The organism is Mediterraneibacter sp. HA8405 (assembly GCF_056148955.1).
Map to the genome: position 1 here is coordinate 2,491,914 of NZ_CM148758.1, position 25,705 is coordinate 2,517,618.

Annotated in this window: 25 protein-coding genes and 2 pseudogenes; 4 read left to right on the forward strand and 23 right to left on the reverse strand. The window is 47.5% G+C overall.

Annotated features, from left to right (window positions below):
* Positions 1–10: 10 nt before the first annotated feature.
* Complete coding sequence (locus tag AC0QUU_RS11640) at positions 11–1,249, reverse strand: extracellular solute-binding protein (RefSeq protein ID WP_474542965.1); 1,239 nt, start codon at positions 1,247–1,249, stop codon at positions 11–13.
* Between the two features lie 270 nt (positions 1,250–1,519).
* On the opposite strand from AC0QUU_RS11640, the gene AC0QUU_RS11645 reads away from it, so the two are divergent.
* Both AC0QUU_RS11645 and AC0QUU_RS11650 read left to right on the forward strand, forming a co-directional pair.
* Positions 1,520–2,566, forward strand: a complete 1,047-nt coding sequence (locus AC0QUU_RS11645) for a LacI family DNA-binding transcriptional regulator (protein ID WP_474545574.1) — start codon at positions 1,520–1,522, stop codon at positions 2,564–2,566.
* 13 nt (positions 2,567–2,579) lie between these two features.
* The gene (locus AC0QUU_RS11650) at positions 2,580–3,443 is read left to right on the forward strand and encodes a carbon-nitrogen hydrolase family protein (RefSeq protein WP_474542966.1); all 864 of its coding nucleotides are present in this window, start codon (positions 2,580–2,582) and stop codon (positions 3,441–3,443) included.
* A gap of 344 nt (positions 3,444–3,787) precedes the next feature.
* Here AC0QUU_RS11650 and AC0QUU_RS11655 read toward each other — a convergent pair whose 3' ends face one another.
* From AC0QUU_RS11655 to AC0QUU_RS11680, 6 genes and pseudogenes are all read right to left on the reverse strand, one after another.
* Positions 3,788–4,699 (reverse strand): magnesium transporter CorA family protein, encoded by a 912-nt coding sequence (locus AC0QUU_RS11655; protein ID WP_474542967.1) that lies wholly within the window; start codon positions 4,697–4,699, stop codon positions 3,788–3,790.
* Between the two features lie 9 nt (positions 4,700–4,708).
* Positions 4,709–6,799: a polyphosphate kinase 1 gene (ppk1, locus tag AC0QUU_RS11660; RefSeq protein WP_474542969.1), complete on the reverse strand. Its 2,091-nt coding sequence runs from the start codon at positions 6,797–6,799 to the stop codon at positions 4,709–4,711.
* A gap of 41 nt (positions 6,800–6,840) precedes the next feature.
* Positions 6,841–7,503, reverse strand: coding sequence for an HD domain-containing protein (locus AC0QUU_RS11665; protein WP_474542971.1), 663 nt, complete (start codon positions 7,501–7,503; stop codon positions 6,841–6,843).
* Between the two features lie 2 nt (positions 7,504–7,505).
* A complete protein-coding gene (locus tag AC0QUU_RS11670) occupies positions 7,506–8,879 on the reverse strand; it encodes a PhoH family protein (RefSeq protein WP_474542972.1) in 1,374 nt (457 codons plus the stop codon).
* A gap of 299 nt (positions 8,880–9,178) precedes the next feature.
* A pseudogene (locus AC0QUU_RS11675) lies at positions 9,179–9,412 on the reverse strand (cation:dicarboxylate symporter family transporter); the annotation flags it as partial.
* A gap of 106 nt (positions 9,413–9,518) precedes the next feature.
* Complete coding sequence (locus AC0QUU_RS11680) at positions 9,519–10,385, reverse strand: LysR family transcriptional regulator (RefSeq protein ID WP_474542974.1); 867 nt, start codon at positions 10,383–10,385, stop codon at positions 9,519–9,521.
* Between the two features lie 100 nt (positions 10,386–10,485).
* On the opposite strand from AC0QUU_RS11680, the gene proB reads away from it, so the two are divergent.
* Positions 10,486–11,283 carry a glutamate 5-kinase gene (proB, locus tag AC0QUU_RS11685; RefSeq protein WP_474542975.1) on the forward strand — a complete coding sequence of 266 codons (798 nt, stop codon included), beginning with the start codon at positions 10,486–10,488 and terminating at the stop codon, positions 11,281–11,283.
* Here proB and AC0QUU_RS11690 read toward each other — a convergent pair.
* From AC0QUU_RS11690 to AC0QUU_RS11705, 4 genes are read right to left on the reverse strand one after another with little or no spacing between them, the layout of a single operon-like run.
* Complete coding sequence (locus AC0QUU_RS11690; protein WP_474542976.1) at positions 11,267–11,812, reverse strand: methylated-DNA--[protein]-cysteine S-methyltransferase; 546 nt, start codon at positions 11,810–11,812, stop codon at positions 11,267–11,269. The genes proB and AC0QUU_RS11690 overlap by 17 nt on opposite strands.
* A gap of 22 nt (positions 11,813–11,834) precedes the next feature.
* On the reverse strand, positions 11,835–12,560 hold the full coding sequence (locus tag AC0QUU_RS11695; RefSeq protein WP_474542977.1) for an alpha/beta fold hydrolase: 726 nt from the start codon (positions 12,558–12,560) through the stop codon (positions 11,835–11,837).
* 41 nt (positions 12,561–12,601) lie between these two features.
* Complete coding sequence (locus tag AC0QUU_RS11700) at positions 12,602–13,048, reverse strand: threonine/serine exporter family protein (RefSeq protein ID WP_474542978.1); 447 nt, start codon at positions 13,046–13,048, stop codon at positions 12,602–12,604.
* On the reverse strand, positions 13,045–13,812 hold the full coding sequence (locus tag AC0QUU_RS11705; RefSeq protein ID WP_474542980.1) for a threonine/serine exporter family protein: 768 nt from the start codon (positions 13,810–13,812) through the stop codon (positions 13,045–13,047). The genes AC0QUU_RS11700 and AC0QUU_RS11705 overlap by 4 nt, the downstream gene beginning before the upstream one ends.
* Before the next feature lie 502 nt (positions 13,813–14,314).
* Between AC0QUU_RS11705 and AC0QUU_RS11710 the strand changes: the two genes are divergently transcribed.
* Positions 14,315–14,722 carry a hypothetical protein gene (locus AC0QUU_RS11710; RefSeq protein WP_474542982.1) on the forward strand — a complete coding sequence of 136 codons (408 nt, stop codon included), beginning with the start codon at positions 14,315–14,317 and terminating at the stop codon, positions 14,720–14,722.
* A 45-nt stretch (positions 14,723–14,767) separates the two neighbouring features.
* Here AC0QUU_RS11710 and carB read toward each other — a convergent pair whose 3' ends face one another.
* The 12 genes and pseudogenes from carB to AC0QUU_RS11770 form a co-directional block, all read right to left on the reverse strand.
* Entirely contained in the window at positions 14,768–17,968 is a 3,201-nt protein-coding gene (carB, locus tag AC0QUU_RS11715; protein WP_474542984.1) for a carbamoyl-phosphate synthase large subunit, read from the reverse strand.
* Positions 17,968–19,038 carry a carbamoyl phosphate synthase small subunit gene (locus tag AC0QUU_RS11720; protein ID WP_474545575.1) on the reverse strand — a complete coding sequence of 357 codons (1,071 nt, stop codon included), beginning with the start codon at positions 19,036–19,038 and terminating at the stop codon, positions 17,968–17,970. Before AC0QUU_RS11720 ends, carB begins: the two co-directional genes overlap by 1 nt.
* A gap of 239 nt (positions 19,039–19,277) precedes the next feature.
* Entirely contained in the window at positions 19,278–20,462 is a 1,185-nt protein-coding gene (locus AC0QUU_RS11725) for a transglutaminase domain-containing protein (RefSeq protein ID WP_474542985.1), read from the reverse strand.
* Between the two features lie 65 nt (positions 20,463–20,527).
* Positions 20,528–20,914, reverse strand: a pseudogene (locus tag AC0QUU_RS11730) (peptidoglycan-binding domain-containing protein); the annotation flags it as partial.
* A gap of 163 nt (positions 20,915–21,077) precedes the next feature.
* Entirely contained in the window at positions 21,078–22,187 is a 1,110-nt protein-coding gene (locus AC0QUU_RS11735) for an N-acetylmuramoyl-L-alanine amidase (protein WP_474542987.1), read from the reverse strand.
* The gene (locus AC0QUU_RS11740) at positions 22,180–22,305 is read right to left on the reverse strand and encodes a hypothetical protein (RefSeq protein WP_474542989.1); all 126 of its coding nucleotides are present in this window, start codon (positions 22,303–22,305) and stop codon (positions 22,180–22,182) included. Before AC0QUU_RS11740 ends, AC0QUU_RS11735 begins: the two co-directional genes overlap by 8 nt.
* Before the next feature lie 47 nt (positions 22,306–22,352).
* Positions 22,353–22,595, reverse strand: a complete 243-nt coding sequence (locus tag AC0QUU_RS11745) for a holin (RefSeq protein ID WP_474542991.1) — start codon at positions 22,593–22,595, stop codon at positions 22,353–22,355.
* Between the two features lies 1 nt (position 22,596).
* Positions 22,597–22,809, reverse strand: a complete 213-nt coding sequence (locus AC0QUU_RS11750) for a hypothetical protein (protein WP_474542992.1) — start codon at positions 22,807–22,809, stop codon at positions 22,597–22,599.
* A gap of 80 nt (positions 22,810–22,889) precedes the next feature.
* Positions 22,890–23,210, reverse strand: coding sequence for a hypothetical protein (locus AC0QUU_RS11755; RefSeq protein WP_474542994.1), 321 nt, complete (start codon positions 23,208–23,210; stop codon positions 22,890–22,892).
* Positions 23,211–23,552: 342 nt separating this feature from the next.
* The gene (locus AC0QUU_RS11760; RefSeq protein WP_474542996.1) at positions 23,553–24,464 is read right to left on the reverse strand and encodes a hypothetical protein; all 912 of its coding nucleotides are present in this window, start codon (positions 24,462–24,464) and stop codon (positions 23,553–23,555) included.
* Between the two features lie 12 nt (positions 24,465–24,476).
* On the reverse strand, positions 24,477–24,620 hold the full coding sequence (locus tag AC0QUU_RS11765) for a hypothetical protein (protein WP_474542997.1): 144 nt from the start codon (positions 24,618–24,620) through the stop codon (positions 24,477–24,479).
* Between the two features lie 16 nt (positions 24,621–24,636).
* The gene (locus AC0QUU_RS11770) at positions 24,637–25,320 is read right to left on the reverse strand and encodes a carbohydrate-binding protein (protein ID WP_474542998.1); all 684 of its coding nucleotides are present in this window, start codon (positions 25,318–25,320) and stop codon (positions 24,637–24,639) included.
* Positions 25,321–25,705 lie beyond the last annotated feature (385 nt).

Consider the following 25,705-nt stretch of genomic DNA (forward strand, 5'->3'; position numbering starts at 1 on the left):
CCTCATCACCTCATTTGATTCCGTCACTGTTCATCGCTTCGTTCATCATCTCGGTCTGCTCCGCCGCATTGTCGTGAGTGATCGTTCCATTACGGATACCCTTGCCCATATTCTCTACCGGAGTCCAGCAGTTGCTCATTTCTGCCAGATTCGGCTGCAGAATCGAGGTGCGATTGAACGTGTCGTTTACTGCCGCCACTACTTCGTCCGATATAATAGACTGATCCGCAAGCAGCTCTGTATTACAGGGAACCACGCTTTCCAGTTCATAGTGCAGGCGCTGGGAGGCAGCGTTTCCAAGATAAATGGCAAGCTCCACGGCCTGAACCATATACTTGCTCTGAGTGTTCACGCCGACTGCTTTTGTTCCCGCATAAGAATACATCTGCTTTTCTTCGCCGTTCAGTGTATAAGTCGGAAGAGCTGCCACCCCCATATTGTCTCCCAGGGCTTCTTTCACTGCTCCGGCATCCCATGAACCGCTGAAAATCGCATTGATGCTTCCATCTCTCAGGCCTGCAATACCTGAACCGAGATCATCAATTCTGAAATTCGGATTAGATTCCAGGTCAATCAGATAATCTGTCACCTCAGCCGCTTTCTCTCCTCCAAAGTCAACGCCGGCAGAAGCATCTGTTCCGTCTCCGAACAGGGTGCATCCATTGCCGATATAGAAAGAAGCCAGATACCAGGAATTGGTAAACGGGAAGGATACAACGCCTTTTTCCAGCATGGTATCCAGATTTTTCACATCTTCCTCGGAAAATACGCTTTTGTCATAGAACATAAACCATGTATTGATCGCAAAAGGTACCCCGTAAATCTCTCCGTCCTTTGTTACAGAATCCAGGGATGCCTGGGAATTGGTGCTTTCAATCTCCTCCCTGTATTTTCCCCCGAATTTCACCAGTGCGTCTGCGTCTGTCATTGTCGTCAATGTGTCATTCGCGTACATAAAAACATCTGCGCTGGCTTCCGGATCCTGGGAAACCTGACCGGCGGCGCTGGCTTCGTCCGCTACGCCGTAGACAAATGTGATATCCCACTCCGGATGCTCGTCCGCAAATGCATTACAACAGGTCTGAAGCCATTCGCCCTGATCCTTCGACTGGTCTCCCTGAGGAGACCAAACCATAAGCCGGACGCTTTCTTTTCCCTCTTGTCCGCTGCCGCAGCCCGTAAGTCCTGTGACAGCAAGCCCGGTGGTCAGCACGCCTGCCAGCAGCACTGACAATGCTCTTCTTCTCATTCTTTTTTCATCCTCCTTTGTACAAAAGTTTCGTATTGTTTCGGTAATTCTTATCTTAGTCTTTTTGCTCAGAAGCGTCAAGCAATTTATTGAGATCGCACAATATTTATATACTATTCACAGTTTTTGCTGTTGAATTTTGTGCATTTTTCGAAATGCGGCATTTACATTTCCGAAACTTTTCTAAACTACACATATGTCTGATTGATTTTCTGTCCTGTATTATTTATAATGAAATTGGTTATTTTTGTAAAGGAAGGCGAATGGGAAATGACAACAATCCAGGATATTGCGGACAAACTGAATATATCAAAGGGCACTGTATCAAAGGCTCTGAACAATGCGCCTGACATCAGCGAGACTCTGCAGAAACAGATTCTTGAAACTGCTGTGGAACTGGGCTACACAAAGCTCAGGCGCTATAAAAATGCACAGCGGAAGCTCTGCATCATTGTCCAGAAAGATAATATTCAATATAAAGAATCCCACCAGTTTGCCTATGACATCCTGATCGGATTCCGTCAGATGGCAGAGCCCGCCGGTTTTGAAGTAGACGTTGTGCCTGTCGATATTCATACCCAGCGCCAGTTTTCCTACGACGTTTTTATGCTTCAGAATGATTATGCCGGAGCCTTTGTCATCGGTTTTTCTCTGGGAGAGCCATGGATGAAAGATTTCCAGACAAGCCGGACCCCGGCAGTACTGTACGACAATCATATCATCGGCAATCCTCACACCGCATACGTGGGAATCGACAATAATGAAGGCATGGATCTGGCAGTAGCTCATCTGAAGGCTCTGGGACACCAGAAAATTGCGTATTTAAGCAGTGCTCTCGGTTCTCACATTATGCAGGTCAGACACCGCGCATTTTTTCAGGCAATGCATCACCACGGTCTGAAAACAGATTCCAGCTATGCCGGATGCTCCTATTATCTGTCAGAATGTATGGAAAAACATCTTCCCCGCTTTCTGGATATGGGAATGACTGCTGTAATCTGCTGTCAGGACACATTTGCAAGCGCCGCGCTGACCCAGTGTCAACAGCTGGGATACCGCATTCCTCAGGACATCAGTATTATAGGATTTGATGATCTGCCAATCTGTCCCTATACTTCTCCTCCTCTCACCACAATCCGGCAGGATCGGACTGAGTTGGGAAAAAGCGGCTACTATGCATTAAGCAGTCTGATGAATCAGGTGTCCATCGGAACAATTCTCCTGCACGCTCAGCTGATTAAAAGAGATTCTTCCGGGCCGGCACCGGGACAGCATACGGATGAGACTGATAAAGATTTAAGTGTATTATTTCAATAAAGGATGGATTTAAATGGCTGACAGAAAAACTGAACTTATAAAAGCCGGGCCGCTTCGAATCGCCCAGGCACAGATGCCTGTCATCACCGACCCGATCGCCTGCCGGGATTATCTGGAGGAGGCTGCTGCAAAAGCAGCTGGGCAGAAAACGCAGTTTCTCCTCCTGCCGGAAATGTTCTGCTGCCCTTATGATACAGCCTCTTTTCCGGAATATGCAGAAGAAGAAGGCGGACCGGTATACACTCTCTGTTCAGAAACAGCCCGGAAATACGGCATTTACCTTTCTGCCGGAACCATACCGGAAAGAGACAGCCGGGGCAGAATCTATAACACTGCCTATGTATTTAATCCCAAAGGACGGCAGATCGCAAAACACAGAAAAATGCATCTCTTTGATATACAGATACAGGGCGGCCAGCATTTCCGGGAATCAGATGTACTCTCTGCCGGAGATTCTGTTACTGTCTTTGACACAATCTTCGGCACCTTCGGGCTGGCAGTCTGTTTCGATATCCGCTTCCCGGAACTCTTCCGCCTTATGGCGCTCAAAGGCGCCCGGGCCGTCTTTGTTCCGGCTGCCTTTAATATGACAACCGGTCCCGGACACTGGGAATTGCTTTTCCGCTCCCAGGCACTGAACAATCAGCTTTTCACCATAGGAACCGCTCCCGCCCGGAACCCTTCCGCCTCCTATGTCTCATGGGGCCACAGCATTGTTGCCGGCCCATGGGGAAATGTAATCAACCAGATGGATGCAGAAGAAGATTTCAGAATAACAGAAATAGATCTGGAAGAAATCAGACGGGCAAGAGAACAGATTCCCGCGCTCAGCGGACGGCGGACAGATGTATACAATCTGACCGAGAGACGAATTTGAAATTATCGGGGACAGTGCTTGCTGGATGAGAGCAGAAAACAGCGGGATACAGACGGATGGATGCGCCTTTCCGGGGAAAGTGGAGTGGGAATCCGGCGACTTTGGAATGGCCGTAGTAAAACTTAAAACCGGAAATCCGGCGTTAAGATTCACAATGGAGCTGTCCGCGCGGAACGCAAGTTTCCATTGTGAGTCTTGTTTTTAGCCGGATTTCCGGTTTTTTAGTTTTACCAGGTCATGGAACGGAGCCGGATTCCCACTCCACTTTTTCCGGAATACGATTTTCATTCCATTGTATCCGGATGTTTTCGGACCTTTTCTCCAGCCCCACGTCCCCGGTAAATTCAAATAATATGTTTCTTTTTGAAGATGATGAGACATCCTATGATGACCACAATACTCAATGCTACAATCATAGGATATCCGTTTTCCAGACCCGGCATGTCCTTGAAGTTCATTCCGAACCATCCGGTGATCAATGTCAGCGGGAAGAAAATGGTAGATATCACGGTCAGGAACTGCATATTGCTGTTCTGTCTTGCGTCCACCTGAGCCTGATAGGCATCCTTTACCTGCTGCGCGTATTCCAGCAGATGGCTGGTCCGGCTCATAAGCCGGTCTGCACGGTCAGTCAGGATTCCGAAATACTTCAGATGCTTTTTCAGGAAGAAGCCATTTTCGTTTTCTTCCAGATCCCGGCTCAGATCCATAATCTCATCATAATAACTGCGCAGATTCAGAAGCTCCCTTCGAATCGGCATCAGCTTTGTCTGAAAATCAGAGATCTTCTGCTGCGTTACATCTTCTTCCATGCGAAGCAGGCGTTTTTCATATGCTGCAAGCATTTCCAGATCCCGGCTCATAAATTCCGCAATATAATTATAAAGGAACCGCTCCTTCGTCTCTCCCTGATGGGTTCTCTTGCGCTGAATCCGATGAATCAGACGGAGAGAAAAATTATCGTCATCCACTATAACTACATTGCTTCGGTTTACGAAAAAGTACATTCTGTACCTGCTTCCCAGCACATCCAACAATTTGGGAATACACAGAGTTCCTACAATACACTCCTGCTGATTCTCCAGCTTGCAGAATCCGATTTTCGAAACCTGAATCTCATTTTCATAAATAATACCTGCTTTTCCCAGCACTTCATCCGCATGTTTTGAGTCTGTAATAAAAACTGCCGGAACCTGATCAGCTTCCCATTCTTCCATCTCAACCGGGAGAAGCTGCTCACCGAATTTGAAAATCATCCTATCACCTTACTGTCTGTTTTCCGGAGCGGGTGTATTTTCCCGGTTCTCCGTCCTGTTTGCAGCCCTGTCATAGGCCTCCTGGTACAGAAGTTCCTGTGAGTTAACGGGCTTTCCCTTACATTCTACCATAGAATAGGTTCCTGTGTTATCCTCAATTCTCGCTTTTTTGTTATCACTGAGCATCAGATCAAAAATACCTCTGACACGTTTTTTAAGAGCTTCGGAATAAACCGGAGCAGCCACCTCTACTCTCTTCACCGTATTTCTTGTCATGAAATCCGCAGAGCCGATATAATACTTTGTTCTCTCTCCGCAGCCGAAAATATAAATTCTGGAGTGTTCAAGGAATCTTCCTACAATGCTGATTATACGGATATTTTCTGTTTTTCCGGGAATGCCCGGAATCAGACAGCAGATTCCTCTGACAATCATATCAATGTGCACGCCGGCGCAGGATGCCTCCACCAGTTTATCAATAATGCGCTTGTCCGTAAGAGAATTCAGTTTCAGGCCGATATATGCCTCTTCCCCGTTTCTCTTATGCTCTATCTCCTCATCAATCATATCAAGGATTCTGGACTGAAGGCACTTCGGAGCCACCAGCAGATGCTCGGATTCTTCCACAACTTCCCCCTTTGTCAGAGCCTGGAAGACACGGGCGGCCTCCATGCCGATCTGCTCATCGGCAGTCATCAGAGACAGGTCCGTGTAAAGTCTGGCTGTCTTTTCATTATAGTTTCCGGTGCCGATCTGGGTAATATACTCAATGCCTTCTTCTCCTCTTCTGGTAATCAGGCAGAGTTTGGAATGCACTTTATACCCTTCCAGACCATAAATAATCTGACAGCCCGCCTTCTCCAGCATACGGGACCAGCGAATATTGTTTTCCTCGTCAAACCGCGCCCGGAGTTCTACAAGGACAACAACCTCTTTCCCGTTTTCCGCCGCCTCACACAGCGCCTCAATTACTTTACTCTGCCTTGCCAGACGATAGAGCGTCATCTTGATGGAGATAACCCGGTCGTCTTCTGCCGCTTCCGTAAGCATATTGAGGAAAGGACGAATTGCCTCATATGGATAGGACAGCATTTTATCTTCTTTTCTGATCTGGTCAAGAATGCTTTGGCCGTCCCGGAAATCCGCGGACTTCTGAGGAACTCTTCTCTCATAGAACAGTTCCGGATTCATGCGAAGCAGATCCTGGATGTGAGAAATAAAAGATACATCCAGCGGCGCTTCACTTTTAAACACCCGTTCCGGAAGCACATCCAGATAACGGCACAGCACTTCGATTACGGCAGGATCCATTTCTCTTGACATATCAAGACGGACAGGAGAAAGTTTCTTTCTCTGTTTCATCAGTTCTTCCATAAAATCCCGGTAATCCAGGTCCTCATCATAAAGCGCGTCTGCGTCAATATCCGCATTTCTTATCACGCGGATAAGAGATTTTCCTTTTACTTTATAACCTTTAAACGCCTTTCCGATGTAGTGGAGAACAACATTTTCAGAGAGCATGTACCTGCCCTTTCCTCCCGGCAGCTCGATCAGTCTCTGAACCATATTGTTGGTACAGGGAATAATGCCGATTCTCTCTTTTTTGCTTCTCGTCTCCAGAACTACAACCGCGTAGATTTCCTGATTTCTGAGGAACGGGAAAGGCTGCCGTTTTCCAACAATCGTAGGAGAACTCAAAGGCAGAATTTCATTATTAAAATACTGTTCCAGATACTTTTTCTCATCCGATTTTGCAGTCGTAAAATCAATCAGTCTGATTCCATATCCTGCGATCTGCTCCATCAGATCCTCATAGGCAGCGTCTTTTCTCTTGTTCAGCCGTTTCACCTCTTTTAATATGGCTTTGATCTGCTCTTCTGAAGTCATATTGGTCTTGTTGTCCCGGATCTTTGTATTAATCAGCATCTGATCCTGAAGTGATCCTACTCTGACCCGGAAGAACTCGTCCAGATTGCTCTGATAAATCGATACAAACGTCATTCTCTCACACAGAGGAACCGACTTGTTTTCCGCCTCCTCAAGTACACGTTCATTAAACTTCAGCCAGGACAATTCCCTGTTCATATAAATGTTTTCCATTTTTCTCCTCCTTTGTATTATGCCTGCTGCCTCTCCGGCTCTCAGCAGAGCTTGCTTCCGTTTGCCACAAGCTTGAATTTACATTTTAACCGTTCCGCGGCTCTTCTGCACATGATCATCCGCTTCAGGAATATTTCAAAATAATCCATCACTGTACAAATGCTGTCATCTAATTCCAGCTCCATCTGTATCATACCCTTTTCTTTGTGAATAATCAACTTCGAAGATAAAGCCGCATAATTTACCCGGTCATGAATATCAAAAGACGCCGCGTTTGTATTCTGCACCCGGTTTCTCCTTACATCCGTCTTATCCGCGAGAATCAGCGCGGCGGATACTTCATCCACAGCGGTTCCTGTCTCCTCGTCATGATGGCCGATGGCCGTTGTAACCGCCAGAATATCCCGGCAGGGCATATCTGTTTCCTTCAGAATCTGATAGGCCAGAATCGCGCCGCTGTGGGCGTGGTCGTGCCGGTTAATACTGTTCCCGATATCATGCATATATCCGGCAATCTTTGCCAGCTCCACCTTGTGCTTTCCATAGCCCAGCTCTTTGAGTATCCTTCCTGCGGTCTCGGCTGTTTTCGCCGCATGCTTCCGGGAATGCTCGGTATATCCCAGTTCCCGGAGCGTTTCATTTCCTTTTTCGATCAGAGCGTTAATCTCCTCGTTTTTTCTGATCTGACTGTAATCTGGTTTCATTTCTATAGTCTCTTCGCCGCTTCCATTGCAAGGCCTGACCGTTCACACTCTTCCGCGGTCATAGTGATCTGCCAGCAAAGCGGACTTCCTTTCATATGTTCTGACGCATAGCTCAGGCCGTTTGTCCGCTCGTCAAGGAACGGACGGTCGATCTGATTCGGATCACCCAGCAGGATAATTTTCGTATCCTTTCCTGCTCTTGTGATAATTCCCTTGATCTGATCCGGCGTCGTATTCTGCGCCTCGTCTATAATAAGATATGTTTTGACAATAGAGCGGCCCCGGATATAATTAAGAGCTTCCGCCTGAATCAGGCCTCTTGCGAAAATTTCTTCCACTTTTCCCTGCAGTTCCTCTTCATCCGCGTACCGGTCTTCCTCACTGGAATCGATGAGCTGCTCCAGATTGTCAATAATCGGACGCATAAGGGGAGAAATCTTCTCCTGCTCATCCCCCGGAAGAAAACCAATATCATCATCAAACTGTGCGTTTGGCCGGCAGATCAGAATGCGCCGGTATTCCCCCGTGGGATGATTGAGCAGCTTCTCCAGCCCGACAGCAAGAGAATAGAATGTCTTACTTGTCCCTGCCATCCCCTTTACAATTACAAGAGGGGCTTTGGAAGCCGGCTGCATCAGCGCTTCCTGGAGAAAATACTGTCCGGCATTTCTGGGAGAAATGCCGTAAGGCTGGCTTTTCCTGTACTCCAGTTTCCGGATCACTCCTTTTTCCACGCGTCCCAGCTGAGTCTTTTTCACTGACTGGTCCGCCTTTAAAATAACAAACTGATTTTCCGTAAGCTCCGGAGTATATTTTTCCCCCTGTTCATCCACTGCATACACAGAATCGAGGGGGACTCCTTTTTTCTTAAGTTCTTTAAACCTCTCTTCCGGCACATAGACCTCACGTCTTCCGCTGTACTGATTCTCATGTTCCAGCACCTGATCTGTCGTAAAATCTTCTGCGCAGATCCCCAGGATCTGTGCTTTAATCCGGAGCAGAATATCTTTTGTCACCAGAATTACCTGCTCCTCATGTTCCCGGGAGAGTCCGGCGCATACTTTCAGAATCCGGTTATCCGCCTTCTCCGAAGACAGATCTTCTGAAAGCTCTACATCCACATAGTTCTTCTCTACCCGGAGCCGCCCGCCGTTTTCCATCTGCACGCCCGTGAGAAGATCCGCCTTCTGCCGGAGCTGTTCAAGACAGCGGATACTCCTGCGGGCGTTCATTCCCACTTCTCCCTCCGCTTTCTTGAGATGATCCAGTTCCTCGATCACCACCATAGGCAGGACAACCTCATTGTCCTCAAAACTTTCAATGGCATAGGGCGCCTGAATCAGGACATTGGTATCCACCACGTAAATTTTTACCATATAAAATTCCTTTCCGATTTTCGGTTTTATCAGCCGGGATGCTGTCACATTCCGCACGCCGTACTGCTTTATCTATTGTATAACATTCAGAAAGATTTCCGCATTAGAGAATTGTTAAATCTGCGTAAAGCACAAAGGGACCGCCGCACCGGTTTTTCCGTGCGGCGGTCCTCCGTCCTGTTCAAAAGATTTCTTAAGAAATTTTCTCTGCCATATGCATTTCAATGTTATGCCGCCGGGCATACCCGGACAGGATCATGGCCAGCGCGCCGTCCCCGGTAATGTTGCAGGCTGTGCCGAAACTGTCCTGCAATAACAATCAGCACAATCCATATAAAAACAGGCAGCTGCTTTGTAATGGTTCCCTCATAGGACAGGGTCCAGAATGTTGCCCCGATGAAAACCGGCAGAATCGGAATCACAACCCTGGAAACAATTGCAAGGACAACCTTCTGAAATTCTTCCAGAATCCCGGTGATCTGCTCTGCTTTTGTCCAAGCCGCCGCCACTCCAAGAACAAGCTGAAACGGAAGACTTGTAATTATTTTTTTCATAAATCAAACCCTTTCTTTCCGAAAATATGTGCCTATTATAAGCAATGTATACAGTCCGGGGCAAGACTTACAAAAAATTACCAGATCAGCGGTATTTCAGATATTCCATAAAGCGCTTTACCGCCAGGGACGCGCTTTGCTTCTCCTGCCATCCGATCCCGAGATTGCGGTAAACCGGGATCTCCAGCTCCCGGGACACGATTCTGCGGGAGCCCCGCTTCAGAATCAGCTCCGGAAGAATACTGATTCCCAGTCCGTTTTCTACCATAGCCAGTACGGCAAAACCATCTTCTGAGGTAAACCGGACTTTCGGAGCGGACATACTGCGCCCGAAAATTTCGAGCGCGTCTGCATTCTCTCCGTTTTTCAGAAGCAGAAAAGGCTCTTCTGTAATAGCAGAAACGGGAATCTTTTCCAGTTCGGCAAGGGGATGTCCTTCAGGAAGTACAACCAGCAGCCTGTCCTGCTCAAGAAATATTGTTTCCATCTCTCCTTTCGCCGGAAGCCGCAGAAAACCACAGTCAACTTTTCCTTCCCGGATCCACTGCTCTATCTCATCATAATCCCCCAGAAGCAGTTCATATTCAATATCCGGATAATCTTTCTGAAATTCCCGGATAATATTCGGAAGCCAGTGGGCAGCCGCGCTGGAAAAAGAGCCGATGCGGATCAGTCCTGACTTCAGCCCTTTCATTTCATTTACACGGGACAGAAGCTTTTCATGCTCCCCGCATATATTTTTTACAAGAGGAAGAAGTTTCCTTCCGTCCCCGGTAAGCCTGACCCCGGATTTTCCCCGCTCCAGAAGCACCAGTCCCCACTCTCTTTCCAGATCGGAAATCATCCGGCTGACTCCGGACTGGGTGTAATTCAGCACCTGTGCCGCTTTTGTAAAACTTCCCTGCTCCACTGCCGCGGCAAACGCGTGATATTTCTGCAAATTGGAATCCATTACATTTCCTCATACTTTCTATGACAAACATTCGCTTTTGTAATCTATAAGCCTATGATACGATAGTGGAGTCGATTATGCAAGAAAAAGGAGTAAATCAATGGGACTTTATAATAATAGAATTGTAGTTAAAGTCGGAACATCCACTCTGACAAATGACGCAGGGAAAAGTGATCTGCGCGCCACAGACCGGCTGGTCTGCACACTGGCGGACATCCATAATATGGGATATGAAGTAATCCTTGTTTCTTCCGGCGCAATTGCTGTAGGAAAAAATAAGCTGAACATGCACACCAGACCGGACAGCATGCGTATGAAACAGGCCGCGGCTGCTGTAGGCCAGTGCAGCCTCATGTATCTTTATGACAAATTTTTCGGAGATTATGACAAGACAGTTGCTCAGATTCTGCTCAACGCAGAGGATATTGAACAGGAGGAGAAAAAAGAAAACCTTACAAATACATTTAACGCACTGCTGGAAATGGGCGTTATTCCGATTGTAAATGAAAACGACTCTGTCAGCTACACAGAGATCGAATCCGAGGACAGGCTGTTCGGAGACAATGATATGCTCTCCTCCGTGGTAGCCGTTCTCTGCCGGGCAAAACGGCTGGTTATTCTGTCCGATATTGACGGATTCTATGACAGCGATCCCCGGCTCTATCCGAACGCAAAGCTGATCGAACAGATCGACACCATCGACGAGAGTGTCTACTCTCTGGCCGGAGGCGCCGGATCCCGCCGGGGAACCGGCGGCATGCGCACCAAGCTGCAGGCCGCCCAGCTGGCCACCTCCCAGGGCATCGACACAATTGTCACCAATGGAAAGCGGCCGGAAGCGCTGTATGATATTGTCCGGGGCGGGAAAGCCGGTACGCTGTTTACCGGGAAAATGTAATTCCCTCCAGCTCCAGCAGGCGGCGTTTTTTCTCAATACCGCCTGCATAGCCGGTCAGGCTGCCGTCTGTCCCCAGAACCCGGTGGCAGGGTACGATTATGGACACCGGATTATGTCCCACCGCGCCGCCTGCCGCCTGAGCTGACATGAATCTTCCTCCGTTCTGTTCCGAAATCCTGCGGGCAAGCTCTTTGTAAGTGGTTGTCTGTCCATAGGGAATCTCCAGCAGAAGTTTCCATACGGCCAGACGGAAATCACTGCCCGTAAGATGCAGCGGAGGAGTAAAATCCGGCCTTCGCCCTGCGAAGTAAAGATCAAGCCATTTTTCCGCCTGTGCCAGCACCGGCGGTTTTTTCTGTTCATTTCCCGGCACCGTCTCCTTCTCTTCCCGGTTTTCCGGATCCGCCTCTTTCAGGAATCCGCTTCCGAAATATTTCTGTCCGTCAAACCACAGACCTGTAAGCCCCTCCTCATCACACGCCATTGTGATGCCTCCCAGAGGCGATTGATAATGACAGGTATAATACATATCCGCTCCTCCTTCTTAAATCTTATTTTTCCAGGAAACTTTCCACCGCACGGTTGAACTCTCTGTACTTCTCTCTGGCAATAAAATGGGTGCCATGAAGCACTCTGATTTCAGCATTCGGAAGATTTGCATAGATCAGTCTGGTATGCGCGTCTTTGATCATATCTTTATCTCCGGCAATTACCAGTTTTTTCATATTTATAAAATCAGGATCTGTATTTTCCGCCAGCTCCTCCGGAAGAATATCCGGATCATTGACCATAAGTCCCAGCATCTGCGCGTTGTACTGTGCCTTATCTGTAAATTCCCCCCTCAGTCCCAGCTTTTTCAGCCCTGCCAGAAAAGAAGCTGCCCGATAGCCAAGCACAATGGGAATCTGGGTAGACGGCTTCACCCCCGATGCATCCAGATTGGCGCCGTTTAAAATCAGCCGGCCGACCCGCCGGGGATATTTAAGAGCAAATATAAGGGCTGTATTTCCTCCGTCTGAAAATCCCAGAATATGTGCCTTTTCAATTTCCTGCTCATCCATAAAATCATGCAGATCTTCCGCAAACTGCCGGATCGTAAATGGCTTCTCGCCCCGGGGCGACTTCCCGTGTCCCCGGGTATCCAGAGCAATTACCCGGTACTTATCCTGAAAATACCCGATCTGATGCTCAAAATAACCGCCATTTTCTCCATTTCCGTGAAGCAGTATCAGCGGAAATCCTTTCCCTGCTTCTTTATAATAGAGTTTCACATCCATAATTTATCTTTGTTCTCCTGTTCTGTTTATCCGGATTTTTCTTAATTTTTTCTCGGTCTTACAGTAGTAAAAAGGGCCCAGATAATACACATGCCGCACGCAATGCCCAGTACAAACTGCAGTGTCTGTGTTCCGTATCCCGCAGACACTTCCAGATCGCCCTGCACCGCGTAGCTGATGGTATAGTACAGACCGCTTCCCGGCACCAGCGGAACCACCGCCGGAATGAGAAAAAGGGTTGCCGGGGCTTTCAGTTTTCTTGCCAGAACTTCCGCGTACGTTGCCGCAAACGCGCTGGCAATAAAAGACGGGAGAAAAATCCCCTCCACATACTGAGCGCCGGTCAGATAGACCGCCCAGCAGAAAAGGCCTCCCAGAGACGCCGGTACAAGGAGGCCGGCTCTTAACCGGAACATCATACAGAATCCGAGACTTCCCACAAATGCCATGGCAAGCTGTATTCCTGCTGTCCACACATCACTGCTCATAATACACCTCCCATAAGCCACATGGAAGCCATAAACCCGCCTGCCAGAGCGCCTGCCCAAAGAAGAGACTCCAGCAGACGCATGGTGCCCGCTATGGTATCTCCTACCAGCATATCTTTGACTGCATTGGTCATGGCAATTCCCGGAATCAGAAGCATAATATCACCGATAATAATCTTATCCGCATGAAGTACAGGGATTACTGCCGTCACCCCATATATTCCGATTCCCGCGGCCAGGGAACAGAGCAGATTGAAAATGACACGATTGGGACAGAAGGTAGACAGTACGTTCTGACAAAGACAGATAAAGAGAGCAAACACGCCTGCCGCGATTCCGTCCTGCACGGCTCCTCCGAAAAAGACAGAAAAAGCTGCCGCCCCGATCACGGAACCCACATATACATACCAGATGCTCACCGTCTCATTTTGGATTCTGTCCATCTCCTCTGCCAGTTCCTGTATGAGCATACCGTCCTCACAGCAGCGGCGGCTTAACGCATTCAGCCGTTCCAGCCTTGACAGATCTGTCCCCGCCGGCTGTTCAATCCTGCGTGTCTGCGTAACCTCAGTACCGTCCGGAAATGACATAGTCACAACAATACTGGACGTAATGGCAAACACATCCATCCTTTCCGCTCCATACGCCTTTCCCAGCCGGTTAATCGTCTGTTCCACACGCTTGATTTCAGCGCCCGAATTCAGCAGCATCTCTCCCATATTCAAAATCTGATGCAGTATTTCACTTGAAATATTTCTCTCCATATGCCTCACAGTTTTCCATATAAAACCAACAACTGACTGCAATAATTATACTATACACATCCACAAAAATCCATCCGCGGGCGGATTTGAATTTGTCGGGGATGTGGGGCTGAAGAAAAGGTCCGAAAACATCCGGATACAATGGAATGAAAATCGTATTCCGGAAAAAGTGTGGTGGGAATCCAGCTCCGTTCCATAACCTAGTAAAACTAAAAAACCGGAAATCCGGCTAAAAACAAAATTCACAATGGAAACTTGCGTTCCGCGCGGACAGCTCCATTGTGAATCTTAACGCCGGATTTCCGGTTTTAAGTTTTACTACGGCCATTCCAAAGTCGCCGGATTCCCACCACACTTTCCCCGGAAAGGCACATCCATCCGTCTGTATCCTGCTGTTTTCTGCTCTCTTCCAGCAAGCACTGTCCCCGATAATTTCAAATTCGACACAAAAAGTGAAGATAGCACTTTCTCGGCTACAATCAACTCCTTTCCAGCTGTCCTTTTGAAAACAGGAATATATATCCGTTTCAGAACAGCAGTACAGGCTACAGCGCCGTGTCAGTCGATAAAGGTTCTGTCTTTGTTTTTGTCTGTTGGATTTGAAATTATTGTGGACAGTGCCGACTGGATGAAAGCAGAAAACGGAGGAATACAAACGACTGGATGCGCCTTTCGGGGAGCGGCTGCGGGAAATTTCAGCGACTTGGAGCGTAATTTAGTAAAACTTAAAACCCTGGGTGCAGGCGTTGGGATTTTCAATGGAACTGTCCGAACGGAACGTGAGTTTCCATTGAAAATCCTGTTTTTAGCCTGTGCCCAGGGTTTTGTAGTTTTATTTATTACGCGGAACGGAGCTGAAATTTCCCGCAGCCGCTCCCCGAATACGATTTATTCTCGCTTTGTATTCTGACATTTTCGGATCTTCTCCAGTCTCATGTCACCGATAATTTCAGATCTACACAGTCGCAATATCTATAAGTGTCAGTTTCTTTATGTCTGTATTTTCAAGACTGGTGATCAGGGCCCGTGCGGTATCAATCGCCGTCAGTACATTCACGCCTGTCTCAATGGCATTTCTGCGGATGACAAATCCATCTCTGGAATGTTCTGCTCCCTGCGCCGGGATATCGATAACAAGGTCGATCTTATGTCCCAGAATCAGGTCGAGAAGGTTCGGTGACTCCTGCTCGATCTTGCGCACCGGTGTTGCTTTTACACCCGCTTCGTTCAGCGCCCGCGCTGTTCCGCTGGTGGCAAAGATATGGTAGCCGATATTGGCAAATCTCCGTCCGATCTCCACAGCTTCCGGCTGATCTTCATCCCGGACGGTCATAATCATGTTCTTGAATTTCGGCAGCTTGATTCCGGCGCCCAGGAATGCTTTATAAAGCGCCTCGTCAAACGTTTTCGCGATACCAAGACATTCGCCGGTAGACTTCATCTCCGGTCCAAGGCTGATATCCGCGCCTCTGATCTTCTCAAAGGAGAATACCGGCATCTTAACTGCCACATAATCTGCCTCCGGCTGCAGTCCCGGGGTATAGCCCAGCTCTTTTATCTTCTTTCCGATAATAACCTGTGTGGCAAGGGGCACAATCGGAATGCCTGTAACTTTGCTGATATAAGGCACCGTACGGCTGGAACGCGGATTTACCTCTATTACATATACGTCCTCTTCTCCGCAGACGATAAACTGAATGTTAATCATACCGATAACATGCAGGGATTTCGCAAGTCTTCTTGTGTACTCTGCGATCTTGGCCTTTGCGCCCTCTGTCAGACTCTGGGCCGGATAAACGGAAATACTGTCGCCGGAATGGATTCCCGCGCGCTCAATATGTTCCATAATGCCGGGAATCAGAATGTCTGTGCCGTCGCACACGGCGTCAACTTCAATCTCCTTGCCCTGCAGGTATTTATCCACCAGAATCGGATGATCCTGCGCGATCCGGTTAATAATACCGATAAACTGGTCAATATCATTGTCATTGATGGCAATCTGCATGCCCTGGCCGCCAAGTACGTAGGACGGACGCACCAGAACCGGATATCCCAGACGGTTTGCCACTTCTTTCGCCTCTTCTGCCGTAAATACGGTTCCTCCTGTGGGACGCGGTATCTGGCATTCTTCCAGGATCTCGTCGAACAGTTCTCTGTCTTCCGCCTTATCCACATTTTCCGCGGAGGTTCCCAGAATAGGCACTCCCATCTTCATAAGCGCCTCTGTCAGCTTGATGGCGGTCTGACCGCCAAACTGAACGACTGCGCCGTCCGGTTTTTCAATGTCTACAATGCTCTCCACATCCTCCGGTGTGAGCGGTTCGAAATACAGTTTATCCGCAATATCAAAGTCTGTACTTACTGTTTCCGGGTTGTTATTGACGATAATCGTCTCATACCCTTCTTTGGAAAAGGCCCAGGTACAGTGTACAGAACAGAAATCAAACTCAATTCCCTGTCCGATACGGATCGGGCCGGAACCGAGGACAAGAACTTTCTTCCTGTCTCTTGTCTCTTCCACCTCATTCTCGCTGCCGTATACAGAATAGTAATACGGCGTCTCTGCGGCAAACTCTGCCGCGCAGGTATCGACAATCTTATAGGCTGCTACAATACCATTCGCATGGCGCATATCGTGAATTTCCTGCTCAGTCTTTCCTGTCAGACGGGAAATCACATTATCAGGGAACTCGATCCGCTTTGCCTCTCTTAACAGGTCTACGGTAAGCTCCTGCGTCTTCAGAGCATTCTCCATCTCCACAATAATGGCAAATTTATCAATAAACCATCTGTCAACTTTTGTAATACTGTAAATCGTATCATAGTCAATGCCTCTGCGGATTGCCTCTGCGATCTTCCACATACGCATATCATCCACAACTGCAAGCTGCTCCAGCAGATCTTCTTTCGAAAGGCCTGTGAAATCATAGGACATCAGACTGTCCACATGCTGCTCCAGAGAACGAATCGCTTTCATCAGCGCGCCTTCGAAATTATTGCAGATACTCATAACCTCACCGGTTGCCTTCATCTGAGTTGTCAGCGTTCTCTTTGCGCTGATAAATTTGTCAAAAGGCAGACGCGGAAGCTTTACAACCACATAGTCCAGCATAGGTTCAAAGCTTGCGTAAGTCTTCTTCGTAATGGCATTTTTGATCTCATCCAGTGTATACCCGAGAGCGATCTTTGCCGCAACCTTCGCAATCGGATAACCGGTTGCTTTGGATGCCAGAGCGGAAGAACGGCTTACACGGGGATTCACCTCAATAACGCAGTACTCAAAGGAATCCGGATTCAAGGCATACTGTACGTTACATCCGCCTGTAATATTCAGCTCACTGATAATATTCAGGGCAGAGGTACGCAGCATCTGGTATTCCTTATCTCCCAGAGTCTGGGACGGAGCTACAACAATACTGTCTCCGGTATGAACGCCCACCGGATCAATATTTTCCATATTACATACTGTAATGCAGTTTCCTTTGCTGTCCCGCATCACTTCATACTCAATTTCTTTCCAGCCTGCAATGCAGCGCTCTACAAGTACCTGTCCCACACGGGAAAGACGCAGACCATTCTCCAGAATCTCTACAAGCTGGTGAGAATCGTGGGCAATACCGCCGCCGCTGCCGCCCAGGGTGTAAGCCGGGCGCAGTACTACCGGATAGCCGATTTTATTAGCAAACGCAAGACCGTCATCTACATTTTCTACTACAAGAGAAGCCGCCACAGGCTCGCCGATCTTCTCCATTGTCGCCTTGAATTCCAGACGGTCTTCTGCCTTCCTGATTGTCTCAGAAGTTGTTCCGATCAGACGCACACCGTTTTCCCGAAGGAAACCGGCCTCTTCCAGCTCCATCGCCAGATTCAGCCCGGCCTGTCCTCCAAGCGTAGGAAGGACACTGTCCGGTCTTTCTTTCTTAATAAGCTGTTCCACAACCTCTACAGTCAGAGGTTCAATATATACGCGGTCCGCAATATCTTTATCTGTCATGATAGTCGCCGGGTTGGAGTTTAACAGAACGACCTCAATGCCCTCTTCTTTCAGGGAACGGCATGCCTGAGTTCCCGCATAATCAAACTCTGCCGCCTGCCCGATGACGATCGGACCGGAACCGATAACCAGTACTTTCTTAATACTTAAATCTCTTGGCATTATTTCGCTCCTTTCATCATCTCAATGAATCTGTCAAATAAATATCCGGAATCCTGCGGCCCGGGGCATGCTTCCGGATGGAACTGCACGGTAAAGATGTTCTTGCCCACATAAACCAGGCCCTCATTTGTCCCGTCATTTACATTTTTAAATGCCGGAACCGCCACAAGAGGATCTACTGACTCCTCATCTACCACATAACCATGGTTCTGAGAAGAAATATAAACTCTTCCGGTCTCCAGATCTTTCACCGGATGATTGCCGCCTCTGTGTCCGTATTTTAATTTGTGTGTAGACGCGCCTGTCGCGAGCGCCATAAGCTGATGTCCAAGACAGATCGCAAATATGGGAATATCTGTATTGTACAGTTTTTCAATCTCTTTGATAATGGAAGTACAGTCTGCCGGGTCCCCGGGGCCATTTGAAAGCATAATTCCATCAGGATTGGAAGAAATAATCTCTTCCGCAGTAGTATGAGCCGGATATACTGTCACTTCACAGCCGCGTCTATTTAAAGATGCGGCAATATTATTCTTGGCGCCAAGATCTAAAAGAGCAACTTTAGGTCCGTCTCCCTCCAGCACATATTTTTCGGAACATGTCACTTTGGATACAACATCTCCCACCGTATATTCCTTAAGTTTCGGAAGGATCTCATTCAGATCGTAATCTTCTTTTGTTGTTATCATACCGTTCATTGTGCCTTTTTCTCTCAGAATCTTAGTCAATGCACGGGTATCAATTCCTGCAATTCCGGGAATGTCCTGTTCTTTTAAGAAATCCTGAATCGTGCCCTCACATCTGAAATTGCTGGGCATTCTTGATAATTCTCTTACAATATATCCATCCGGCCATGCTTTTCCTGACTCCATGTCCGGTGTAATACCATAATTTCCGATCAGGGGATAGGTCATTACAACAGCCTGACCTGCATAAGAGGGGTCTGTGAGCACCTCGAGATAACCTGTCATAGAAGTATTAAAAACAATCTCACTGATACAGTCCCGCGTAGAACCAATGCTTGTTCCCGTAAATACGGTACCATCTTCCAATATTAGAAACGCCTTCATCTGTTCACCCTTTCCCTTTGTATAAATCAATAGCAGCTGATCTGAGAATGTCTGCCGTTGCATAGCAAAGGCACTCTTGGAGTCTTTTGATTCCAGAGCGCCCTCGTTCTCAAATTGTAAAAATTATACTACAACTGAGGTCATAATTCAACTAATAAATACTTCTAAATATTCAGTAAATACACTTCTAAATATATTAAATATATGCATAAATATTCTTTTCCTCTCCGGATTCTTCGTCAGCTTTTACTTTCTCCGTAATCCCAGAATACTGAAATTCTCCTGTGGGTTCCGTCATCCACATAGGTATATCTTACCCGGGAAAGCCCATAAGTATCTGCCAGATTTTTTGCCGCTCTTGGAATCAGATTATCAATAATCTCATCTCTTGCCTGGCTGTATACATTTTCATCTGAAAACTTACACACAAAAGATTCTTCCCCGTTATAAATACTCTGATTCATATCTCTGAGCAATAAATCCGGATCAAAATTGTCATAGTACATGCCATTTAGCCGGTAATAATCCAGGTCATCGGCATCGCATGGCGGATAAGGTACAAAATCATTCTGTATATGATCTGTGAAAAGGACTTCATCCGTACAACATAAATAGTCATAATTAATACTGGTATGAGGAATGCTTTCTCCGGATTCTGCCTCAAGAAAAACCGGATCTCCGAATGTTACATCCATCTGATAATACGTATCATTACATTTTACAATGTTCCATGCATGAGAGCCCTGGCCCCGGATTGTTCCGGTCACATAAATGCATTCAATCCCCATCTGTTCCAGAAGATACTGGGCGGCTCTTGAATATCCGGCACATACAGACCTTTTCCCGACCAGGGAACTGTATATATTCTGATTATCCGGAGCGCTTTCGTCATAGTCTATCGTCTGCACCAGATATTCATAAATGTATTTTATTTTTTCATACTCTGACATGCCTGCATCTGCTCCGGACAGGCATTCTCTCTCTGCCTGTTCAATCTGCTGCTGTCTCTGTTCTTTCTCGGATTCAGTACAGGTATATCCGGGATACAGCTCTGTATATTCTTCATATACAGTCATCTGCGAACTGCCGTCACACCAGAACAGTTCCGGACGGTCATACAAAAGATACTCATATACTTTTGCCACATCATCATCCCGGCCGGCATGAATATATGTTTCTTCTTCCATTGCCTGTACTGCCTGAAGAATCTCTCTGTAGATCTGCTGCTCCTTTTCATTCAGCTGCTGATAATAAAAGCTGCCGTCAACCTCTTCCACATCCACGGTAAGCTCAGGGAACTCTGCCTGCGGCTGTGCAACCGTATTTACCGTTTCTCCTACAGACCGGACCAACCGGGGCAGGGACCAGCCTGCCGCAGTCACTGCTCCGGCTGATACAGCAATAATGCAAATGAATAATAACAATCTCGGAAAGATATGTTTTTTCCGCTTTCTCCTTCTCGCCATGCTTCTCCTCTCTGTTTTCGCTCCTATGTCAGTTCCGCTATTCTCGATACCCCTACATAAATTTCAGAAATTTTATACCATGTCGGATAATCTACAACTCCTGTTGCCGGAAGTCCGAACACCGACTGAAATTTTCTCACGGCCTCTTCTGTTGAGGGTCCATATATGCCATCGGCCCGGACAGACGGAATTGCCGGATACGCTCCTGCGATCACATCCAGCTGTTCCTGCATCTGCCGCACTTTATCGCCTCTTGAGCCTTCTTGCAGATTATATCCGGGCCAGGACGCCGGAATCCCGGAAATCTCCTGGGCTGTATTGATGTACATATCGTCTCCGTAATAATACCGCAGAATTTCAATAGGGGTCAAGCCCTCGTCACCAAGGGCTTTGGAGCCCCACTGGGTCAACCTTTTCGTAACAACGTGCAATATTTTCTTGTTGTTGCAAAAAGGTATCCTTATTGCAATAACGTACAAATATTTCTACTTATTTAATAAGGCACATTATACACTATGTAAAAAGATGATACAATATTCCAGATCCCCCGGAGCAATAGCCCCGGGGTAATTATTACAGGACCACTTTCCCGTCCCTGACTGTCAGTGTGACATTCATTTCCCCGGTATAGTCGAAGTCAACTTTTCCGTTATCAATGTACCACACGCCGTTCTTATTCTCGGCCACGCCGTCATATTCGAAATCAACCATACCATTCTTTACATACCACCAGCCATTTTTGTTTTTAGCAACTGTAGTTGTAAAGGTAACTTTGCCTCCGACTACATACCACCAGCCTGTAGTTCCTTTGACCGTACCCTTGATGATGTCCGTCACACTGAAGTCTACCTTACCGTTTTTCAGATACCACCAACCGTTCTGGTTTTCACCGAAACCGGTAAAATCAAAGTTGACCTTACCCTTTTCGATTCTCCACCATCCTTTGTCATTTTTCGCGACCCCGGTATAACTGAAATCAACTTTTCCGTTTTTAACATAAAACCAGCCATTCTTATTCTTTGCTACGGTTGTAACGTTTTTGGCAACTTTTCCGTCTTTGTAGTAGTACCAGTTCCCGTCTGAGGCTTTGGTGTCAGAAAGACCGTCTTTCACAGAAGATACCGATTTTCCTGTAATGCCCTTATATATTGCTGCCGCGCATTTTTCAGCATTCCACACTTTAGCATCGTCTTTGTCATCAACAAAGCAGCACTCAATAAGAATCGCTTTTGACTTCGTATTTCTCAGCACATACAAACCTGTGCTGTATTTTACCCCGGCGTATCCGCTCGGTGTGGTACTGTCGGATCGCTTGTTGTATCCAAATTCTTCCGCGATTGCATTTGCGATCCGTCTTGCCACGTCTCTTGTTTTGCTGTCATAGCAGAACACTTCAACGCCGCCTGTGCTGCCGTCTCCCTTTTTGTCGTTGCGGCCGGCGTTAAGATGAATAGATATGTCAAGGTCTACAGAATGCTTATTACACTTAGCGACAATGTTTGCCAGATTCGCCCCTGATGTCCGGCCGGAATCATCTGTGCAGTCGTACACAGTATGCCCTGCACTCTTAAGTAATGAAATCAGCTTATTTTTCACCTTTCTATCTTCTGTCACCTCGTTCAGTATGCTTGCTGCACCCGGAACGATACTGTTATGTCCACCATGCACATTGTATTTAGCCATCCTGTTCATCCTCCCATTCATCAGCAATCCTCTTTGCTTCTGCAATTTCTTCCGCAGTAGGTTTGATTCCCATATCCAATTCAATACCTTCTTTTTCTATTACTTTTTCGTCTGCCATATCCAATCTCCTTTCTGTTGCGACGTCGCAACACTCATCTAAAACTGTTAAGCCTCTTCTGAATCTTCTGTACCTGCTTCCGGAATACCGGCAATCGACGTCAGTATGCTGATCGCTCCGGCCAGTACCGACGCAGATACTACATACTTCCAGTCCACCTGGCCAAGCACTGCCGCCGTGCCGATTCCCGCAATGGCAGCCTGAGCCACTGTCTTTACCGCCCTTATGCCTGCGGCCTTCAGCCACTTCTTTGTATTTACGGATACTTTAAACACACAATTTTTAAACATATTATTCTTCCACCTTTCTTTCCAGATCTTCAATCCTGTGATTGGCCACTTTTACTTTTTCTTCAAGAAGATACGTCCTTTCCACCACAGAATTATGCTTTTCGACTTTCTTCTCAAGCTGTTCTATCCGGTACTTTATAAGCTGGGTACCGCCGAAGCTTCCGATCAGTGTACCGATCAGGGAAAGAACAGCAACTATAACTGTGTCCGGCATTTTTGTCTCCCTTCTATAAAAATATGCATAAAAATAAGACCTGTTACGGTCTGTCTCTGATGCTCATATTCTCACCTGCCTTATGATACTTGTACCTTTACCTCATATTTGAGAATCTCCGGCGGTATCTCATACGTGTACTCGAGCTTGTATGTGGTTCCCTTTATCATCGGCTGGATCAGCGCGGACAGGATTGTTTCTGCATCGCTCTTTTTCTCGATGATGCAATCCCCTTTCGTTTCCTCCTGATCCCCATTGCGCAGGACGTATTTTGCGGACGTCACATCAAATGGCCGGTTCGTGCAGGTGCTGCGCACACTGATACATACATACTTTTTTTCGCCCATTTTGAATTCTGCAGTTTCCGTGTATCCCATCACCTCACCGCCTTTCTGCAGCATTTCAGCCGCGCATTATAGTGTTCCTGCAGAACGCTCTCTTCGCGTAGCGTGATCAGGTTTGCTACCCACGGCAGTAACAGCAGTCGCACTGTCCGCTCCGGCCCGACCAGATCTGCATTGGTACGATCCCAGAGCAGTTGTGCATCGGTATGCGCATGATAGTCCAGCATTACAGTGCATTGCAGGTGTCCCCGCAGTCCGCTGTCTGACTCTGCCCAGATTTCAATATCCTGCAGTCCCGGTAAACGTGGGGCGTATCCTTCCCAGTACCCCGGGCGGTCCGGGATGGGTGTGAACTCTACCTCAGTAGAATTCACTATACCCCATACTCTGATAATCATATCAGTCCGCCGGATCCACGATTTTGAAGGTCAGGTGGATCGTACTGTTGGCGTCTACGGTAGTTGCCTCTGCCTCTACATCACTGATAATCGGTGCCTTGGTGTCTACGGTGATATGTCTTGTGACGGTTGTAGTCTTGCCCAGGCTGTCCTTGGCGATAATGGTAATTGTATTCGCTCCCTCAGTAAGAGTGATTACTTCGCTAAAGGCTCCGCCTTCTCCGATATCTGCCTGTTCGCCATTGATTGTCACCTCGGTCAGCGTCACTGCATCCGATCCTGCCGCAGCGGTACCGGCTACTGTTACCTGGTTGCTGTTGGTCAGTAATCCCTCTGTCGGGGACGTCACATTCAAAGTCGGTGCAGATGTGGAGATAACAAACGATACTTCAGCAACGTCAGAAACATTGCCATCATTGTCTGTTACCTGCAGGCTGACACTGTTGGCTCCATCTGACAGGTTCGTGGCATGATAAGTGCAGACCTTCTTGCCCCCGGAGCCATCCTGCCAGGTAAGCCCTGTTGAAACCTGAATATTATTAACCTTGAAAATAACGGATGCCATATTAAGCCCAGATCCACCGGCATCCTGCAGTTCCATTTTGATATCCTGAGTCGCAGATCCCAGAACTGATCCCTGTGTCGGGGATACGATTGTCGCCGTCGGTTTCGTCTTTTCAAGGACGCGGATATTCAGCTGATCCCCATACGTGGAATCAGTGGCATACATAATCGTCTCATTTCCAGCCGCATCAAATGCGTGTAACTCAATCGGATATGTATGGTTAGACTGACTGTAAGACGATTCTGATCCGGACGGGATGTCCACGCTCCACTCTCCTGTGCCTGAGCTGTATGACGCATTGTACTGCTCGCCTTTGTAGACGGCATATGCTCTTGTAATTTCACTCATATAATTACTTCCTCACTTTCTTTCACTAGCGATCGGGTAGTCATGCGGGTAATCATATGGGAAGTCCTGATCATACCAGAACTCAAATGATATATGGATGCGTTCTCCGGCATTCACCGTGGTCTTCTCCGCTTTCACTTCTTTGATCTCTGCCATATGCTACCCGCCTTTCTTACTCTGTTACTTTCTGCCACAAGGCCTCTGTCCCCTGCGCTCCCGGCTCCCAGACGTTATTGTCGATCAACGATTCCCACGTTTCTCCATTGTGTGTCACCTGATCTCCTGTCATATACGGATTTGTGCTATCGGGCTGCACCCACTCTCCAGTTCCGGTGCCGCTCTGTCCTGGCAACACTTCCGCAAAGAGAGACGGTGCCGAATCCGGTGTCCAGTCTTCCTGTGAAGTATGTGCCTGCAGAACCTTGTATAGCTTTCCGTTATGCGTCAGATAATAGTCCTTCGGATATGACACACCGTTCCCATCCCATACAGGATAGATATCTTTCACGATAAGGGCCTGCTCGTCCGTCAAACTTTGCGCCTGAATCTGTGCAACGGTGACCGCTGCCTGTACCATAGACGATTGTACTTCCGGCGTCTTCTCCGGCTTATACATGACAACGCCGTATATCTTGCCTGTGTAGATTTCCGTCCGATAGAACGCCGTGTATCCCTCATATGTAGCAATCGTCTGTCCGCGCTCCTGCACGATCATCCGGGCAGTGCGGCTCGTATCAGTGAATAGCACTTTCAACTGATCCGGGGTAGTCCCCGCAACGAGAATCCGCAGGTAATCACCGCAAGGCTCTACCTGCTGGACGTTGATTTCTGTTGCATCATTGTAAACAAGTTTCATAGAATCATCCTTTCTTTTATAATCTATATGTTAAATGCGTCTTTGGCAGATTCATTTTTTGAACCTGGCGACGAAATATCACTTAGTGGCCTTACCTTAGACGGCTATGTAACGCAAGCCGGTACAAGGCTTCTCATGAGTATTCCGGTTGGAAAACGCCTTGACAAAATTACAGGTGCCCGAACAAGTCTTGCCACCGGCGTTGTACGGCAAAACGGAAATTACATCGTTGGATCAGCTAGCGACTCTCATGGATTTGCGCAAGACCAGGGAACCTTTCTTTTGATGAAAGATCTAGGGATAATTCGATATCAGTATGATTTTTCTGGGGCTCCATCAGAAATATCGAATAACGATGTAATGTCAATACATTTTACAGCAGGTA

Coding starts and splice junctions, on each gene's coding strand:
- AC0QUU_RS11640 (WP_474542965.1), bottom strand. CDS start 1,249: ATGAGAAGAAGAGCATTGTCAGTGCTGCTGGCAGGCGTGCTGACCACC.
- AC0QUU_RS11645 (WP_474545574.1), top strand. CDS start 1,520: ATGACAACAATCCAGGATATTGCGGACAAACTGAATATATCAAAGGGC.
- AC0QUU_RS11650 (WP_474542966.1), top strand. CDS start 2,580: ATGGCTGACAGAAAAACTGAACTTATAAAAGCCGGGCCGCTTCGAATC.
- AC0QUU_RS11655 (WP_474542967.1), bottom strand. CDS start 4,699: ATGATTTTCAAATTCGGTGAGCAGCTTCTCCCGGTTGAGATGGAAGAA.
- ppk1 (WP_474542969.1), bottom strand. CDS start 6,799: ATGGAAAACATTTATATGAACAGGGAATTGTCCTGGCTGAAGTTTAAT.
- AC0QUU_RS11665 (WP_474542971.1), bottom strand. CDS start 7,503: ATGAAACCAGATTACAGTCAGATCAGAAAAAACGAGGAGATTAACGCT.
- AC0QUU_RS11670 (WP_474542972.1), bottom strand. CDS start 8,879: ATGGTAAAAATTTACGTGGTGGATACCAATGTCCTGATTCAGGCGCCC.
- AC0QUU_RS11680 (WP_474542974.1), bottom strand. CDS start 10,385: ATGGATTCCAATTTGCAGAAATATCACGCGTTTGCCGCGGCAGTGGAG.
- proB (WP_474542975.1), top strand. CDS start 10,486: ATGGGACTTTATAATAATAGAATTGTAGTTAAAGTCGGAACATCCACT.
- AC0QUU_RS11690 (WP_474542976.1), bottom strand. CDS start 11,812: ATGTATTATACCTGTCATTATCAATCGCCTCTGGGAGGCATCACAATG.
- AC0QUU_RS11695 (WP_474542977.1), bottom strand. CDS start 12,560: ATGGATGTGAAACTCTATTATAAAGAAGCAGGGAAAGGATTTCCGCTG.
- AC0QUU_RS11700 (WP_474542978.1), bottom strand. CDS start 13,048: ATGAGCAGTGATGTGTGGACAGCAGGAATACAGCTTGCCATGGCATTT.
- AC0QUU_RS11705 (WP_474542980.1), bottom strand. CDS start 13,812: ATGGAGAGAAATATTTCAAGTGAAATACTGCATCAGATTTTGAATATG.
- carB (WP_474542984.1), bottom strand. CDS start 17,968: ATGCCAAGAGATTTAAGTATTAAGAAAGTACTGGTTATCGGTTCCGGT.
- AC0QUU_RS11720 (WP_474545575.1), bottom strand. CDS start 19,038: ATGAAGGCGTTTCTAATATTGGAAGATGGTACCGTATTTACGGGAACA.
- AC0QUU_RS11735 (WP_474542987.1), bottom strand. CDS start 22,187: ATGGCTAAATACAATGTGCATGGTGGACATAACAGTATCGTTCCGGGT.
- AC0QUU_RS11740 (WP_474542989.1), bottom strand. CDS start 22,305: ATGGCAGACGAAAAAGTAATAGAAAAAGAAGGTATTGAATTGGATATG.
- AC0QUU_RS11745 (WP_474542991.1), bottom strand. CDS start 22,595: ATGTTTAAAAATTGTGTGTTTAAAGTATCCGTAAATACAAAGAAGTGG.
- AC0QUU_RS11750 (WP_474542992.1), bottom strand. CDS start 22,809: ATGCCGGACACAGTTATAGTTGCTGTTCTTTCCCTGATCGGTACACTG.
- AC0QUU_RS11755 (WP_474542994.1), bottom strand. CDS start 23,210: ATGCTGCAGAAAGGCGGTGAGGTGATGGGATACACGGAAACTGCAGAA.
- AC0QUU_RS11760 (WP_474542996.1), bottom strand. CDS start 24,464: ATGAGTGAAATTACAAGAGCATATGCCGTCTACAAAGGCGAGCAGTAC.
- AC0QUU_RS11765 (WP_474542997.1), bottom strand. CDS start 24,620: ATGGCAGAGATCAAAGAAGTGAAAGCGGAGAAGACCACGGTGAATGCC.
- AC0QUU_RS11770 (WP_474542998.1), bottom strand. CDS start 25,320: ATGAAACTTGTTTACAATGATGCAACAGAAATCAACGTCCAGCAGGTA.